Consider the following 15,040-nt stretch of genomic DNA (forward strand, 5'->3'; position numbering starts at 1 on the left):
CGCAAGGCCCGACCTCAGCGCCACCAGACCCGACCTCAGCGCCACCAGACCCGACCTCAGCGCCACCAGACCCGACCTCAGCGCCACCAGACCCGACCCTCAGCGCCGCCAGACCCGACCTCAGCGCCGCCAGACCCGACCTCAGCGCCACCAGACCCGACCTCAGCGCCACCGGGCCCGACCTCAGCGCGACCGGGCCCGACCTCGGCGGGGGCGCGGCTGATTCAGGCGCGGACGGTGCCCTCTGCCGCGGCCCGCAGCGCCTCGACGGCGCCTGCGGGGTCGTCGGCGCCGTACACGGCCGAGCCGGCAACGAAGACATTCGCCCCTGCCTCGGCCGCGCGTTCGATCGTCGAAGCCGAGATGCCGCCGTCGACTTGGATTGCCACCTTTGCGCCGCTGCCGTCGACGGCGGCGCGCGCACGACGAATCTTCGGAAGCATCACGTCGAGAAAGGCCTGGCCGCCGAATCCGGGCTCGACGGTCATGATGAGCAGCATGTCGAGTTCTGTCAGCATGTCGAGGTAGGGCTCGACGGCGGTTGCGGGGCGGAGCGCCATCCCGGCTTTGGAGCCGCGGGCGCGCAACTCTCGCGCGAGCTTGATGGGGGCGGCAGCTGCCTCTGCATGGAACGTCACGGACGCGAGCCCGAGGTCAGCGTAGAGCGGGGCCCACCGATCCGCCTCCGAGATCATCAGGTGGGCGTCGAGGGGAACCGGACTCACTTCCTGGATCCGCTCGACAACAGGAAGGCCGAGGGTGAGGTTGGGGACGAAGTGGTTGTCCATGACGTCGACGTGCACGGCATCAGCGGTGGAGATGCGGGCGAGCTCGGCCTCGAGGTTCACGAAGTCAGCGGACAGGATGCTGGGGTGGATGCTGCAGCGGCTCACTCAGGACTCCTCGGTGGGTAGCTTGCGGAAGAGGGCGAGGAACATGGCGTCTGTTCCGTGGACGTGCGGCCAGAGTTGGGCGGTTCCGTCGTGGGCGGCCTCCAGCGGACGGAGCGCCACCGCGTCGAGGACGACGCCGGCGTCGAGCGTCTCCACGTCCCCTCGCCTGCGCAGGGCGTCGGCAACAACGGCGACGGTCTCTGCAGGATGGGGCGAGCACGTCACATAGCCGACGACTCCGCCAGGCGCCGCCGCATCGATGGCGGCGTCGAGCAGCTGCCGTTGGAGCGGTACGAGCTCAGCCACGTCCCCGGGCGTCCTGCGCCAGCGCGATTCAGGACGACGGCGGAGCGCGCCGAGTCCGCTGCACGGCACATCGACAATCACCCGGTCGAACGTTCCTTTGAGCTCGGGCGCGAGAGTCCGCCCGTCTCCGGTTCTCACCGACCAGACATTCTCCGGTACCGGGCGCAGTGCGCGCCGGACGAGCTCGGCCCGATGCTCGGCTGGCTCGTTCGCCAGCAGCGTCGCCCCTCGCTCGGCTGCGAGAGCACCGAGGAGGGCAGCCTTGCCGCCGGGTCCCGCGCAGAGATCGAGCCAGCGTTCGCCGGAATTGCGCGTTCCCTCGACGGGCGCCGCAGCCACCGCCCGCGCCACCAGCTGGGAACCGACGTCCTGGATGCGGAGGGTGCCCCCGCGCACGGCATCCCATCGGCCCAGGTCCCCTCCTGCCGAGAGGGCGGACCCTTCGACGAGCTCCCCCGGCGTCGCGCCGTCCTGCAGGGCCTCGTCGAGCGTTCCTATGCCTGGAAGTGCCACCAGATTGACCACGGGGGCGGCGTTGTCCGCCTCGAGCAGGTCCTCGATCTCGTTCGCTGCCCGGCCGTGCGCGACCAGTGACTGCCGCAGGGCGCGAACGATCCACGATGGGTGAGCGTGGCGCAGCGCTGCCGCCTCGACCTCGTCGCTAGCGCCTGCGACCAGCTCGGCAAGCCAGTCCTCGAGGTCATGCTCGCTCACGCGGCGCAGCACGGCGTTGACCAGAGACGCGGGTCCGGCACCCACCACCGCGCGCGTCAGGGCGACCGTCTGGTTGAGGGCCGCGTGAGGCGGGACGCGCATGCCCAGAAGCTGGTGGGCCCCGAGGCGGAGGACATCGAGCACCGCCGGGTCGAGTCGATCGAGGGGACGGTCGACGCAGCGCGCAAGGATTGCGTCGTAGGTTCCCTGACCACGCAGCGCTCCGTAGGCGAGCTCGGTGGCAAAGCCTGCGTCCCGCCGGTCGAGGCGGTGGTGGCGGATACTCGCGGGCAGCACCAGATTCGCGTAGGCGTCGTCACGCGAGACAGCGCGTAGCACTTCGAACGCCACGAGCCGGGCCGGGTCTGCGAAACGAGACCGCTGACTGGGCGCCTGTTGGCTGAATTGGCGACGAGCCGCTGTGCCGCGATTCCGTTCGCGTCCGCGCTCATTGCGGCGTGAGCCGTTCACGAGAACCTCATTCCCTCGCTGGTCCAGGAGCCCCTGGCCCAATCGGCGGCTGCCATCATCTTCTTCCCTGCCGGCTGGACGCGCATCAGTTCCACCGGATGCGTCGCCGTGCCCACAAGCAGGACCTTCCCATCCCAGGCCAGCTCGCCCATCGGGAGGTCGCCGACGTCGGGGCGGAGCCTTGGTGGCTCAAGCTTGAACCGCTGCCCGTCGAGCACCGTCCAGGCCCCCGGCTCGGGCGTGACCCCCCTCGCGCGCCGGTGGATGGCGACGGCGGGCTGGCTCCAATCGATCCGTCCGTCCTCGATCGTGAGCTTAGGAGCGTACGTAGGTTCCCCCTCTTGCGGGCGCGGCACGAGGCTGCCGTCGGCAATGCCCTCGAGCGTGCGCGCGAGAAGCTCGGCGCCGCTGGCCGCGAGCTCCTCCAGGAGCTCCCCGGAGGTGGCCTCCTGTTCCGGCGTCACCGCCATCGTGCCGTACACGGGCCCTGTATCCAGACCTTCTTCAAGCTTGAAGGTGGACGCTCCTACGACGTCGTCGCCGTGGATCACGGCGTGCTGGACGGGAGCCGCCCCACGCCACGCGGGCAGCAGCGAGAAGTGGAGGTTCACCCATCCGTGCGGGGGGACGGCGAGCGCGGCAGGCGGCACGAGCCCGCCGAACGCGACGATCGCGGCCACATCCGGCTCGAGGTCAGCGATCTCTTGCGTGGTCTCGGCCGTGATGCGGCTTGCCTTGATCACCGGCAGTCCCAGCGCGGCGGCACGAGCGGCGACGGGCGACGGCGTGAGGACGCGTTTGCGTCCAATCGGCGCGTCGGGCCGGGTCAGCACCCCGACGACGTCCATCCCGGGGTCCGTGACGAGCCTTTCCAGGGAGGGGACTGCGACGCGCGGGGTGCCCGCGAACAGGACCCTCACGCGGTCGAGTCCCGGCTGAAGGAAGCCCCGGAAGAGGATCCTCCCGTCCCAAACGCAGAGCCGACGTGCGCGGACCGCTTGGTCACGGTCTGGTCGGCGATCGAGGAGTAGTTCAAACCACGAATGGCGCGGTACGCCGCGCGACGATCATCGCCCTCGAGCCGATCGACAAAAAGGACTCCGTCCAGGTGGTCCGTCTCGTGCTGGAATGCACGGGCAAGCATGCCCTGCGCTTCGATTTCAACCGGATTCCCCTGCAGGTCGAATCCCCTGACGACGACCGAACGCCGCCGACGGACGGGGAACGCAACGCCCGGAATGCTGAGACACCCCTCGACCACGTCATCCTGGAAGTCATCAGACAGCGTCAGCTCCGGGTTGACCACGTGCCCCCGCTGCCCGTCGATCTGGTACGTGAAGACCCGCTGTCCAACGCCAACCTGGGGAGCAGCAAGGCCCGCGCCGTCGACGTCCTCCATGGTCTCCATCATGTCCGCCACGAGCCGTTCGAGCTCCGGCCCGAACTCGGTCACGGGATCCGCGGGCGTCCGCAGCACGGGGTCACCGATGATCCGGATGGGCAGGACTGCCATGGCGAGATGAGCCTTTCGACGAAAGAGGGAAGCAAGAGGGAAGGACGGGGACGAGTCTAGTCGGGAGGGGTTGCTGCTAGGCGATCGGCGGGGGCGGCAGGGGAAGAAGGGTTCGGCCGGCCGCCGCCGTCTCCACCCGGGCGTCCCAGACACGGCGAAGCCTGCAGAAGGTGAGCCAGTGATGACGGCGGACATCCGGGTTCACGCGCACTGCCGCGAATTCGGTCTCTCCCACGGCCACCGCAATGAGCAGGGGGTCCTCGCCGTAGCGCCATGGCTCCCACTCCCCTGCCTCGGCATCGAGAAGGCCTTCTTCGGCTTTCATCCCGGCCACGAGCTGCATGGCGACCTTCTCGTCCGGCGGCTTGACGCGCCCGTCCCGCGTGGTCCCCTTGGTCTTGTAGTCCACGAGGCAGACACGGCCGTTGATGCGCGCCACGAGGTCGAGGGTGCCTGCGTAGCCGAGCGTCGTGTTCCAGACCGTCTGCTCTGCGGCGACCGGCTCGACGGAGAACGCCTCCCACCAGCGCTCGACGTTGAGCGCGAAGGCCTCCTCGCCGTGGGAGCGCAGGAGTTCACGCGCTTCCGCGAGCTGATGTGGACGGCCCAACGCCCGCAGAGCGAGCTGTTCGGCGAACGCGTGAACCCGGTCGCCACGCTGGGCGGCCGCGCGGGCGTACTCCTCCGACGCGTCGACGGCGGTGCGCACGAGCTGGCGAATCCTCGCTGGACTGTCGAGGGCGGTTCGAAGCTCGGGATGATCCGCGAGATGGCGTGCAGCCATATAGCTGCGCCACCCGTCGAGGTCGAGCGGCTGTTGGGCGATGACGGTGGTGATCGACGGAACCGTCGGCTCATCCGAGAGTGAGCGCCTGTACATCCGCCCGAAGCCGTCAGGGGAATCTGCGGCGAGGCCGGGGACTGTCATGCGTGCACCCTCTCACAGGGGTCTGACATCATTAGCGCTCCTCATCGGGGCCCGGGCAACGAGAAAGGACCCCCGGACATAGTCCGGGGGTCCCGCGGGTGGGCGATACTGGGTTCGAACCAGTGACCTCTTCGGTGTGAACGAAGCGCGCTACCACTGCGCCAATCGCCCTCATCTTTCATACGAACACCCGTCGCCGAGCGCTCTCCGACTTTAGCCCACAGCACGGCCGGATCTCAAATCAGGAGGGGGTTGGCTGGGCGCGATGCGATTTGTGCATTGCCCTCCGGTCCTATAGAGTCTTTACTCGTTGAAGCGCGGCCCGAAGCCATCTTCCAGAGGCAAAGTCGGAACGTGCAGAAACCCCCGCGGACGTAGCTCAGTTGGTAGAGCACCACCTTGCCAAGGTGGATGTCGCGAGTTCGAATCTCGTCGTCCGCTCGCAGGACACTGTCGGAAGCATCCTCACGGGTGCCAACACGGTGGGGTGGCCGAGAGGCGAGGCAGCGGCCTGCAAAGCCGTATACGCGGGTTCGAATCCCGTCCCCACCTCGGTGAAACCTGACTCCCAGCACTGTCTGGGAATCCGGGCGATTGGCGCAGCGGTAGCGCGCTTCCCTGACACGGAAGAGGTCACTGGTTCGATCCCAGTATCGCCCACGGAGAGGCCAGCGCCTCCCCTGCGGACGTAGCTCAGTTGGTAGAGCACCACCTTGCCAAGGTGGATGTCGCGAGTTCGAATCTCGTCGTCCGCTCTCTTCTCGTTAACCGGGACAGACCCGGGCGATTGGCGCAGCGGTAGCGCGCTTCCCTGACACGGAAGAGGTCACTGGTTCGATCCCAGTATCGCCCACCCTTGAGATGGCGCCCCTTCGCGGGCGCCATTCGCGTATCCGGGACTCCTCCGTTCGCTCGCGGAAAAAGGGTGTTGGCTTGCGCTCCGTGCGTGGCTACCATCGTTCGTGGTGGAGCGCACTGGCTCCCTGAGGGAAAGGAGGTGGCCGTGTCCTTAGTCGACGCCATCGCGGCCAGTCACGGTAGGAGCGCCCGGGAACTCGATCGCATCGAGCTGCCCGCCCGAGTTGTCGGGGACCAACCCTAGAAACTCAGCCGGCGCCAGGCCGGACTGACCAAGATACGTCACAGGGATGCCGGTACCGCTGAGAGGCGGGACCGGCATTTCTGCGTCCGGAGTGGGCCCGCGTGCCTACGACGCCTCGTGCGTCTGGGCTTCCCGCGCAAGTGCCGTCAGGCGGGAGACGGCACGGAAGTACTTCTTGAGATAGCCCCCCGACATCATCTCTTCGGTGAAGAGCTTGTCGAAGGGCACGCCGGAGGCGAGAATCGGCACGTCCTTGTCGTAGAGGCGGTCGGCCAGCACCACGAACCGGAGGGCCACTGCCTGCTCCTCGATCGTGTGGACGTCCTTCCACACGATTCCGTCCACTCCGTCGATGAGCTGCCGGTAGCGACTCGGGTGGACACCGGCGAGGTGCTTCATGAGCGCACCGAAGTCATCCACGGCGACCACACCGCCGTCGAACTCCGCATTCATGCGCGCATCGAGCTCGTGGTTGTCGAGTGGAGCCGGCGCCTCGGGCAGCCCGCGATGGCGGTAGTCCTCGCCGTCGATCCGGATGACGTCGAATTGGTCGGCGAGCACTTGGATCTCGCGCTGGAAGTCCACTGCCGCGAATCGCCCCTTGCCGAGGGAGCCGGGAAGGGTGTTGGACGTTGCGGCGAGCTTGACGCCGGCGTCAGCGAGCTCGCGCATGAGCCGCGACATGAGCACGGTGTCCCCCGGATCGTCGAGCTCGAACTCATCGATGCACACCAGCCGGTAGGAGCTGAGTGCCTCCACGGTCTTGCGGAACGAGAGGGCCCCCACGAGGTTGGTGTATTCGACGAACGTGCCGAACGCCTTGGGACCGGGGACGGAGTGCCACAGCGAGGCGAGGAGGTGCGTCTTTCCGACGCCGAAGCCGCCGTCGAGATAGACGCCCGCGCGCGAGGCCGGCTTCTTCCCCCCGAACAGCCGCGAGAACACACTGCCTCGGCCCCGCTGCCCATCCATCGAGGCCCCGAACGCCTGGAGGGCGCGCACTGCCGCAGCCTGGGAGGGCTGTGCTGGGTCGGGCCGATAGCTCTCGAACGAGACCTCCCCGAAGCGCGCGGAGGGGTGAAAGCCTGCCAGGAGTTCCTCCACGGAGACTTTCGGCGTGCGGGTGGTCAGGTGTGCGACAGTCGCCAAGGATTCCGTCCGTCATAGGGCCCGAAGGCATTTACATCGGTGTGCGGGGCAGTGGCAAGGATATCGCGGAGCGGGCCCGTCATGTTTCGCCTCATGACAAGGCACGACGGCGGCACTCACCCCCGGGGCGTCCCGTGGCTACGCTGGAAGGGACATCTCAGGAGCGCGTCGTCATCGGCGCACGCCCTGGCTCAGCCGAGCGAAAGGCCTCACCATGAGCTATCCCCTCGATCAGAACGAAAAGTTCGCCGCCTACGCACACCCGGAGCGCCTCGTCTCCACTGAATGGCTTGCCGCGCAGCTCGCCGACGGCGCCCTCGAGGGCGGCAAGCTCGCCGTGGTGGAGTCCGACGAGGACGTCCTGCTCTACGAGACCGGCCACATTCCCGGCGCGGTCAAGATCGACTGGCACACCGACCTGAACGATGAGGTCTCCCGCGACTACGTCGATGGCCCGGCCTTCGCCAAGCTCCTCTCCTCGAAGGGCATCTCGCGGGACACGACCGTGGTCATCTATGGCGACAAGTCGAACTGGTGGGCCGCGTACGCCCTCTGGGTCTTCACCCTGTTCGGCCACGAGGACGTCCGCCTCCTCGATGGCGGACGCGACAAGTGGATCGCCGAGGGCCGCGAGCTCACCACCGACGTGCCCACGCCCATCGAAGGCGACTACCCCGTCGTCGAGCGCAACGACGCCCCGATCCGCGCCTTCAAGGACGACGTCCTCGCGCACCTCGGAAAGCCGCTCATCGACGTCCGCTCCCCTGACGAGTACACCGGCAAGCGCACCCACATGCCCGCCTACCCGGAGGAAGGCGCCCTCCGCGGCGGCCACATCCCCACGGCGGCGTCCATCCCGTGGGCCCGCGCTGCAGCAGAGGACGGCACGTACAAGTCGCGCCAGGAACTCGAGGACCTTTACCTCGGCGAAGCCGGCCTCACTGCCGGCGACGAGGTCGTGGCTTACTGCCGCATCGGGGAGCGCTCGAGCCACACGTGGTTCGCGCTCAAGTACCTCCTCGGCTTCGAGAACGTCCGCAACTACGACGGCTCGTGGACCGAGTGGGGAAATGCGGTGCGGGTTCCGATCGTTAAGGGTGAAGAAAGAGGCACTTGGCCGCTCAGCTAAGTCACCTGCTGCAGCGCGGCAGTCTCAATCTGAGACTGCCGCGCCGTTGCACGGTCCGGCGTAGTCTGGAAGGGATATGACGACGAATACCACCACCCCTGCCGCGCTTGCGGGGATCATCGACGAATTCCAGGGGCTCGAGGAGCGCGAGCGGCTCCAGCTGCTGCTCGAGTTCGCACAGTCCCTTCCCGAGCTCCCGGACCGGTATCAGGACCACCCTGAGCGGCTCGAGCAGGTCGTCGAGTGCCAGTCGCCGGTGTTCATCACCATCGAGACCGAGCCCGGCGCGGATGCGGCGTCTCCGGTGGTGCGCCTGTTCCTCACGGCTCCCCGGGAAGCGCCGACCACGCGCGGCTTCGCGAGCATACTGTTCGAGGGACTCGACGGGCTGCCGGCGAACGAGATCCTGGCTGTTCCGGACGACATCGCGCATGAGCTGGGGCTCGACCGCGCCGTCTCGCCGCTGCGCCTTCGCGGGATGAGCGCGATGCTCGCTCGGATCAAGCGCAAGGTGGCCGGCGAGTGCCACCTCGGACAAACTGCCTGAGGGCCGTGGCAAAGGGAAAATCAACCGCTCTCCACGGGCCGGCAACGCCGGCGACTGCGGCGCTCGATGCAGCCGGGGTGACCTACGTGGCGCGTCCCTATTCGCACGATCCGTCGTCGTCGAGCTACGGGCTCGAGGCCGCGGAGGCGCTCGGCGTCGAGCCGGCGCGCGTCTTCAAGACGCTGGTGATCGACGTCGGGGGCGAAGGGTCCGCGAAACTGTGTGTCGCCGTCGTTCCTGTGAGCGGGTCGTTGGATCTCAAGGCGGCAGCCGCGGCCTTCGGCGCGAAGAAGGCCGCGATGGCGGATCGCGCCGCGGCCGAACGGCGGACCGGGTACGTGCTGGGAGGGATTTCCCCACTGGGGCAGCGCCAGCCGTCGCCCACGGCGATCGACGAATCGGCGCTCGAGCACGAGAGCATCCTGGTGTCAGGCGGACGCCGGGGCTTCGACATCGAACTGTCCCCCGCCGATCTCGTCCGCCTCACCCACGCCTCAGTGGCCCGGCTTCGCAGCACCTGACGACGGAGCAGCACCTGAAGACGTAACAGACGACGACGTCGATCCCCCGGGTGCCGGACGCGGAGCGAGGACATCTCGCAGCCAGGCGACGATGGTTGCTTCCCACCGGTCGGGGTCGACGTTCCACTCCTTCGTGTGCCTGGCCTTCCGGAACGTCTCGAGCGTGACCATCTCAGGATTGCGGCCCGCCAGCAGCGCAGAAGGACCGAAGGGAACGAACTCGTCATCCGCGCTGTGCAGGATCAGCGTGGGGGTCCGGAGCTCCACCGCCCGCGTGACCCAATCCATGGCCCGGAAGTCGAGAGGCGCGGCGAGGCCCGTCAGCCGCCGCCCCAGGGGATGGGCGAGCAGAAACTGCCCGAAGCGCCCGATTCCCCGCGGAATGCGATTCTTCTGCGCCTGGTGCGCGAGCACATCCACCCAGTCCACAACGGGAGCATCCAGCACGAGGGCGCGAATGTACTGACGCAGGCTTGAGCGGTCTGCCGCCGCAAGGCTGATTGCGCCGCCCATGGACCAGCCGAACAGGACGACGTCGGAAGCGCCGTGCTCGAGCGCGTAGGAGATTGCGTCCTCGACGTCCCGCCACTCGGTCATCCCGAGGCCGTAGCGGCCGTCTGCGGTCGCGGGGGCCTCGCCGTCGTTCCGGTACGAGACGACCAGGCTGGTGAGGCCAAGACGCTGGGCAGGCAAGAGCCCTCGCAGGCCCTCCAGACGGGTCGCCCCGCGACCGTGCACCATGATGGCCCAGGTCCGCGAACTGCCGCCCTCCCCCGCCGGGACGAGCCAGGCAGGTGCGGGGCCGAGCGAGGTCTGGATGGCAACGTCCTGCGACTCGTAGCCCACGTCCGCCGGTGAGTTGAAGACGACGCCGCTCCATCTGCCCTTCACCGCGCTGTCCAGGTCGCCGCTGTACTCTGCGACGACCCTCCGCGTGACCGTCTCGTCTCCCGGCTGATAGTCCTCGAGGGGCCCGAGCCGCACGTGGCCGGTGCCGCCGGCGAAGACGAAGCTGTACTCGCCGTCGACCACCGTCTCCGGCGTGGCTTTCAGGATGACCCGCCGTTCGTCGCCGCGGCCCTGAACCGCAAGGAGTTCCTGGTCTTCGACGCGGACTCGCTCGGGAGTGACGATCCGCCGGGCGAAATAGGCGGCGAGGGCCGAACTGGATGCGGCGACCGCTGAGGCCGCCCCGAGGCCGAGGCCAGTGCCAAGGAGAGCCCAGAAGCTCCGAGGCAGGGGTTCGTCCGCGTGCCGGCGGTCGACATGGGCAACCGGGAAGTCCGTGTCCTCGATTATTCGTCTGCGGGGCATGAAACCATTCTTGCAAGCGTCTAGTCTGAACCCATGACGGCGCCGATCCTCATCCTGACCGAAGTCGCCCTCGGCCCTGCCGAACGGAAGGCACTCTCCGAACTCATCGAGGGGACGGACACGCCACTCAACGTCTTGGTTCCGGTGGGCCGCAAGCGCCGGCTCGTGGTGGACTTCCTGGACCATCTCTCCATGCTCGAGTTCCGCAAGGCCGTGGGGGACCTGTCGTCGAAGACGAGCCCAGAGAACGAGCAGGCCGTGGCCCAGACTGCGCTCACCGGCTCCCTCGCAGCCCTCGAGGGCATTGGGGGGCCGCGCTCGGGTGAACTCATCCAAGGGGATCCCGTCGCGGTGCTCGCGGACCGCGCCGCCGAGTCCGGGGCGTCCCAAGCCATCGTCGTCACGCTGCCACACGCCGTCGAGGACACACTTCACACGGACTGGGCCAACCAAGCCCAGCGGAAGCTCGGGATTCCCGTGCTCCACCTCTACGCGGGGACGGGATTCATCGGAGACTCCTGAGCGTTGTGGTGGGTATGGAAGCTTCATTCGAGCCCACAACTCCCCGGCAGCAGAACCCAGACCTCGAGCGGCCCGCAGCGTCCCTCACCGAGGAGGAATGGCGTGAACGCTTGACGCCTGAGGAGTACCACGTCCTCCGGCAGGCGGGCACGGAGCGCGCCTTCACTGGCGAATACTGGGACACCCACACCAAGGGGAGCTACCGGTGCCGCGCGTGCGGGGCTGAGCTCTTCACCAGCCGGGAGAAATTCGACTCGCACTGCGGCTGGCCGTCCTTCTGGGCGCCTCTCGCCGCGGACTCGGTCGTCTACCTGCACGACCGCACTTTCGGCATGGACCGGGTGGAAGTGCGCTGCGCCACCTGCAACTCGCATCTCGGCCACGTGTTCGAGGGCGAGGGCTACGACACCCCAACGGATCAGCGCTATTGCATCAACTCCATTTCGCTGACCCTCGTCCCCGACGAGACCTGATCCACCGTGCCCTCTGAAAAGCCCGGAGCAATCGAGTTCCTATTGCTCAGGGCTTTTCAGCTCCAGCTCAACTTTTGCATGGCTACGCTCATCTCAGTCTTCCGATCGAGAGAAAGCGAGTGCCATGACCACCGTCGCTCCCGCGCCCGAATCCTCCGCGCGTTCCCTTGCCCATGATCCCGCTTGGCTTGCCCTCAAAGACGGCGTGGTGGCGCTGCGGCCCCTCCAGGCCCACGATGGATCGCTTGCCGAAGCCATCGACATTCCGCTGGCAGCCGAGCTGGTGGAGCAGATCATCGGCAGCATTACGGCTCTCGCGCCGGCCTTCCCGCACGATGCGGAGTACCTGAGCCTGCTCGTCGAAGATTTCCGGAAGTGGGCTCAGGCCGGCTTCGGGGTGCCCGACTTCCTCGACTCGCTCGTGGCGTTCCAGCCCCAGCTTCATCGGGTGAACGGCCTCCTCCATCTCGTCGTGTTCCCGATGTACACGCAGAACGGAAGTCGCGATCGGCTGGTGGAGGCGGTTCTCGTCGAGGTCGTGTGGCCAGACTTCATCGCCGAACTCGAGTCCGGGGCGTACAGCAACAAGCTCTTCGTCCCGATCCGCTTCCTCGACTTCACGCCGGGCTACGCGACGAACTCGGCCGTCCTGTTCCCCGAGACCGTCGCTATGCGCGAGGTCCCCACCTTCACGTGGGGCGCCATCTTCGCCGACCGGGAGGCAGCACGCTTCCGGCGGGTCCTCGACGCAGCGGCGAAGGTCACCAACCTCGCGCTCCCGGCGGAGGCCGCCGAACTGGTGGCAGATCAGAAGCTCGCCCAGGAGACGTTCGTCATGTGGGACCTGATCCACGACCGGACCCACATGCGCGGGGACCTGCCGTTCGACCCGTTCATGATCAAGCAGCGGATGCCGTTCTTCCTGTATTCGCTCGAAGAGCTCCGCTGCGATCTCACCGCCTTCCGGGAGTCGGTCAAGATCGAGCGCGATGAATCAGCCGACGCGGAGGCTCGTCGCCACGCCAAGCTCGTCCAGTACGCCGTCATCTTCGACCGGATCTTCCGCTTCGCCATCACCGGCAGCCGAGTCCGGAACTATGACGGGCTGGGAGGGCAGCTGCTGTTCGCGTGGATGCACCAGCACCGGGTTCTCCATTGGACCGACACGAAGCTGACGATCGACTGGGCGGAGGTGCCTGACGTCGTCAGTGCACTCGGCGACGCGATCGACGAGCTGTACTGGCGTTCCATCGACCGGCCCAAGGTGGCACACTGGCTCGCAGCGTACGAGCTCGTCTCCGGGACCGTGACCCCGCATCCCGCCTCCGTGTGGGCCAAGGGGCCCGATGCGCTTCCCCTCGCCGGCACGCCGCGCGAGATCACGGACCAAGTCCTCGATGACGAGTTCCCGCTGTCCATGTTCTACGAGGCACTGGAGAAGAAGATGCGGCACGTCATCGAGTCGACGGCGGGAATCACAGGCGAGACGCCCTTAGTCGAAGCAGCAGGGCCGGTCGGAGCAGCAGGGCTGAACGGGGCATCTGAGTGAGCCCCAGCCCAGGGGACGGCGCCCAGGGTGCGGTTGTCGTCGTCGCCGGCGCCAGCTCGGCCGCCGGCACGGCGATGGTCCGCGCCTTGCGCGCAGCGGGGGCGACAGCGATCGCCGTGGGCAGCAACGCGGAGCGCCTTGCCGCAGCCTTCGGCCGCCCAGCAGGAGCGGACGACGGCGGCGTCCCCCAGCGCGAGTGCGACCTCACCGACTATGCGGGCGTCCAGGCGCTCGCCGAGGACCTGCGGGAGAGCTTCGGAGCGGTCGACGGCGTGATCCACCTCGTCGGCGGATGGCGGGGCGGGCACTCGCTCACCGACCAGTCCGACGAGGACTGGGACTTCCTCGCCAAGACGGGCATCACGACCGTCCGCAACACGAGTCGGGCCTTCTACGATGACCTGCTCGCCTCGCGGCGCGGACGCTTCGTCATCGTGTCCTCGACCCTCATCGAGCATCCTCGGGCGGGGTACGCCAATTACGCGGCGGCGAAGGCCGCCGCCGAAGCATGGACGCGCGCGATGGCCCGCGGCTTCGCCTCCGACCAGGCCGAACGCTCCGGTGACCCCTCGCCTCTGACGAGCGCTGCCGTCGTCCTCGCCGTCAAGGCCCTCCTCGACAATGAGATGCTCGCGGCGCAGCCGGGGCGCCGCTTCCCCGGGTACACCCATGTGGACGCCCTCGCGGCGCGTACCGTCGCCCTGTTCTCGGAGAACGCCGCAAGCGTGAACGGCGCACGCTTCGACCTGACCACCTGAGAAGCCCTGAGGAATACTGTGACAGTGACTTCGATCCACCCTGCCCCGACAACTCCAGCACACGCTCCGGCCGACTGGCCGCTGCACGATCCGAACCGCCGAGGCTTCGCCTCCGACAACTACTCGGGCGCGCATCCGGAAGTCCTTGCTGCCCTCGCTGCCGCCAACGAGGGCCACGTGACCTCATACGGCGGCGACCCATACACGGCCAGGCTGCAGTCCGAGATGGAGCGGCTGTTCGGCAGCGGGGTGCAGGCCTACCCCGTCTTCAACGGGACGGGCGCGAACGTCCTCTCGCTCCAGGCGCTGCTGCCCCGATGGGGAGCGGTCGTCTGCGCCCGGACCGCCCACATCAACGTCGACGAGAACGGCGCGCCCGAGCGTGTGGGTGGCATGAAGCTCCTCTCAGTAACGGCGGACGACGGCAAGCTCACCCCCGAGCTCATCGACCGCGAGGCGTGGGGCTGGGGCGACGAACACCGAGCCCAGCCACTCGCGGTCTCCATCACGCAGACCACCGAGCTCGGAACCCGCTACTCGGTGGACGAGATCCGGACGATCACCGAGCACGCCCACACCCTCGGGATGGCGGTGCACATGGACGGTGCCCGGCTCGCCAATGCGGCAGCCGGACTCGGCCTCCCGGTGCGCGCGTTCACGCGCGATGCGGGGATCGACATCCTCTCCTTCGGTGGGACCAAGAACGGGATGCTGTTCGGCGAATGCGTGGTGGCCCTCAACCCGGAGGCCGCCCCCGGGCTCGAGTTCCTGCGCAAGATGAATATGCAGCTCGCGTCCAAGATGCGCTTCGTCTCGGCTCAGTTCCTGGCGCTCCTCGAGGACGACTTGTGGCTCCGCTCGGCGGCCCACTCGAATGCCATGGCAGCGCGCCTGCGTGCCGCGGTCGAGGGGCTCGACGGCGTGGAGCTCACGCAGGAGACGGAGTCCAACGGGGTCTTCGCGATCCTGCCCGAGGGGGTGGCCGACCGTCTGCGCGAGCGCTTCGCGTTCTACGACTGGGACGCCGCCCGCCGCGAGGTGCGATGGATGTGCTCGTTCGATACGAGCGAGGCCGATGTTGACTCGTTCGCAGCCGCGCTGCGCGAGGAACTCGCCCGCTGACCTGCGGCGACACCGAGGGTCCCGGCGCG

General features: G+C 67.9%; 15 protein-coding genes and 6 tRNA genes. 13 read left to right on the forward strand and 8 right to left on the reverse strand.

Annotated features, from left to right (window positions below):
- Positions 1–224: 224 nt before the first annotated feature.
- From rpe to E5679_RS03960, 6 genes are all read right to left on the reverse strand, one after another.
- A complete protein-coding gene (rpe, locus tag E5679_RS03935; protein ID WP_138413774.1) occupies positions 225–893 on the reverse strand; it encodes a ribulose-phosphate 3-epimerase in 669 nt (222 codons plus the stop codon).
- Positions 894–2,426 (reverse strand): RsmB/NOP family class I SAM-dependent RNA methyltransferase, encoded by a 1,533-nt coding sequence (locus E5679_RS03940; RefSeq protein ID WP_138413775.1) that lies wholly within the window; start codon positions 2,424–2,426, stop codon positions 894–896.
- Entirely contained in the window at positions 2,381–3,304 is a 924-nt protein-coding gene (gene fmt / locus E5679_RS03945) for a methionyl-tRNA formyltransferase (protein ID WP_138413776.1), read from the reverse strand. Before fmt ends, E5679_RS03940 begins: the two co-directional genes overlap by 46 nt.
- Positions 3,301–3,897 carry a peptide deformylase gene (def, locus tag E5679_RS03950; RefSeq protein ID WP_138413777.1) on the reverse strand — a complete coding sequence of 199 codons (597 nt, stop codon included), beginning with the start codon at positions 3,895–3,897 and terminating at the stop codon, positions 3,301–3,303. The genes fmt and def overlap by 4 nt, the downstream gene beginning before the upstream one ends.
- Before the next feature lie 76 nt (positions 3,898–3,973).
- Positions 3,974–4,825, reverse strand: a complete 852-nt coding sequence (locus E5679_RS03955) for a cytochrome (RefSeq protein WP_138413778.1) — start codon at positions 4,823–4,825, stop codon at positions 3,974–3,976.
- 99 nt (positions 4,826–4,924) lie between these two features.
- Positions 4,925–4,996, reverse strand: a tRNA-Val gene (locus tag E5679_RS03960).
- Between the two features lie 197 nt (positions 4,997–5,193).
- Between E5679_RS03960 and E5679_RS03965 the strand changes: the two genes are divergently transcribed.
- From E5679_RS03965 to E5679_RS03985, 5 genes are all read left to right on the forward strand, one after another.
- Positions 5,194–5,266: transfer RNA gene (locus E5679_RS03965), tRNA-Gly, on the forward strand.
- Between the two features lie 40 nt (positions 5,267–5,306).
- Positions 5,307–5,377 (forward strand) — tRNA-Cys (locus tag E5679_RS03970).
- Positions 5,378–5,413: 36 nt separating this feature from the next.
- Positions 5,414–5,485, forward strand: a tRNA-Val gene (locus tag E5679_RS03975).
- A gap of 22 nt (positions 5,486–5,507) precedes the next feature.
- Positions 5,508–5,580, forward strand: a tRNA-Gly gene (locus tag E5679_RS03980).
- A gap of 26 nt (positions 5,581–5,606) precedes the next feature.
- Positions 5,607–5,678 (forward strand) — tRNA-Val (locus tag E5679_RS03985).
- Positions 5,679–6,032: 354 nt separating this feature from the next.
- Here E5679_RS03985 and zapE read toward each other — a convergent pair.
- Complete coding sequence (zapE, locus tag E5679_RS03990; protein ID WP_138413779.1) at positions 6,033–7,076, reverse strand: cell division protein ZapE; 1,044 nt, start codon at positions 7,074–7,076, stop codon at positions 6,033–6,035.
- Positions 7,077–7,290: 214 nt separating this feature from the next.
- Here zapE and E5679_RS03995 point away from each other — a divergent pair, with 214 nt between their 5' ends.
- The 3 genes from E5679_RS03995 (at position 7,291) to ybaK (ending at position 9,273) form a co-directional block, all read left to right on the forward strand.
- A complete protein-coding gene (locus tag E5679_RS03995; RefSeq protein ID WP_138413780.1) occupies positions 7,291–8,205 on the forward strand; it encodes a sulfurtransferase in 915 nt (304 codons plus the stop codon).
- Positions 8,206–8,281: 76 nt separating this feature from the next.
- On the forward strand, positions 8,282–8,752 hold the full coding sequence (locus tag E5679_RS04000) for a SufE family protein (RefSeq protein ID WP_138413781.1): 471 nt from the start codon (positions 8,282–8,284) through the stop codon (positions 8,750–8,752).
- A 77-nt stretch (positions 8,753–8,829) separates the two neighbouring features.
- Entirely contained in the window at positions 8,830–9,273 is a 444-nt protein-coding gene (ybaK, locus tag E5679_RS04005; RefSeq protein WP_249335935.1) for a Cys-tRNA(Pro) deacylase, read from the forward strand.
- Here ybaK and E5679_RS04010 read toward each other — a convergent pair.
- Positions 9,247–10,587 carry an alpha/beta hydrolase family protein gene (locus tag E5679_RS04010; protein WP_138413783.1) on the reverse strand — a complete coding sequence of 447 codons (1,341 nt, stop codon included), beginning with the start codon at positions 10,585–10,587 and terminating at the stop codon, positions 9,247–9,249. The two genes, ybaK and E5679_RS04010, sit on opposite strands and share 27 nt — an antisense overlap.
- A 33-nt stretch (positions 10,588–10,620) precedes the next feature.
- Between E5679_RS04010 and E5679_RS04015 the strand changes: the two genes are divergently transcribed.
- The 5 genes from E5679_RS04015 (at position 10,621) to E5679_RS04035 (ending at position 15,011) form a co-directional block, all read left to right on the forward strand.
- Positions 10,621–11,109: a hypothetical protein gene (locus E5679_RS04015; RefSeq protein WP_138413784.1), complete on the forward strand. Its 489-nt coding sequence runs from the start codon at positions 10,621–10,623 to the stop codon at positions 11,107–11,109.
- 14 nt (positions 11,110–11,123) lie between these two features.
- The gene (gene msrB, locus E5679_RS04020) at positions 11,124–11,582 is read left to right on the forward strand and encodes a peptide-methionine (R)-S-oxide reductase MsrB (RefSeq protein WP_138413785.1); all 459 of its coding nucleotides are present in this window, start codon (positions 11,124–11,126) and stop codon (positions 11,580–11,582) included.
- A gap of 124 nt (positions 11,583–11,706) precedes the next feature.
- Positions 11,707–13,131 carry a DUF6421 family protein gene (locus E5679_RS04025; protein ID WP_138413786.1) on the forward strand — a complete coding sequence of 475 codons (1,425 nt, stop codon included), beginning with the start codon at positions 11,707–11,709 and terminating at the stop codon, positions 13,129–13,131.
- Entirely contained in the window at positions 13,128–13,889 is a 762-nt protein-coding gene (locus E5679_RS04030) for an SDR family oxidoreductase (protein ID WP_249335936.1), read from the forward strand. The genes E5679_RS04025 and E5679_RS04030 overlap by 4 nt, the downstream gene beginning before the upstream one ends.
- 33 nt (positions 13,890–13,922) lie before the next feature.
- Positions 13,923–15,011: a threonine aldolase family protein gene (locus E5679_RS04035; RefSeq protein WP_420821041.1), complete on the forward strand. Its 1,089-nt coding sequence runs from the start codon at positions 13,923–13,925 to the stop codon at positions 15,009–15,011.
- Positions 15,012–15,040: the final 29 nt, after the last annotated feature.

The sequence above is a fragment of the Sinomonas gamaensis genome (assembly GCF_005876955.1).
In the GTDB taxonomy this organism is placed as follows: Bacteria; Actinomycetota; Actinomycetes; order Actinomycetales; family Micrococcaceae; genus Sinomonas; species Sinomonas gamaensis.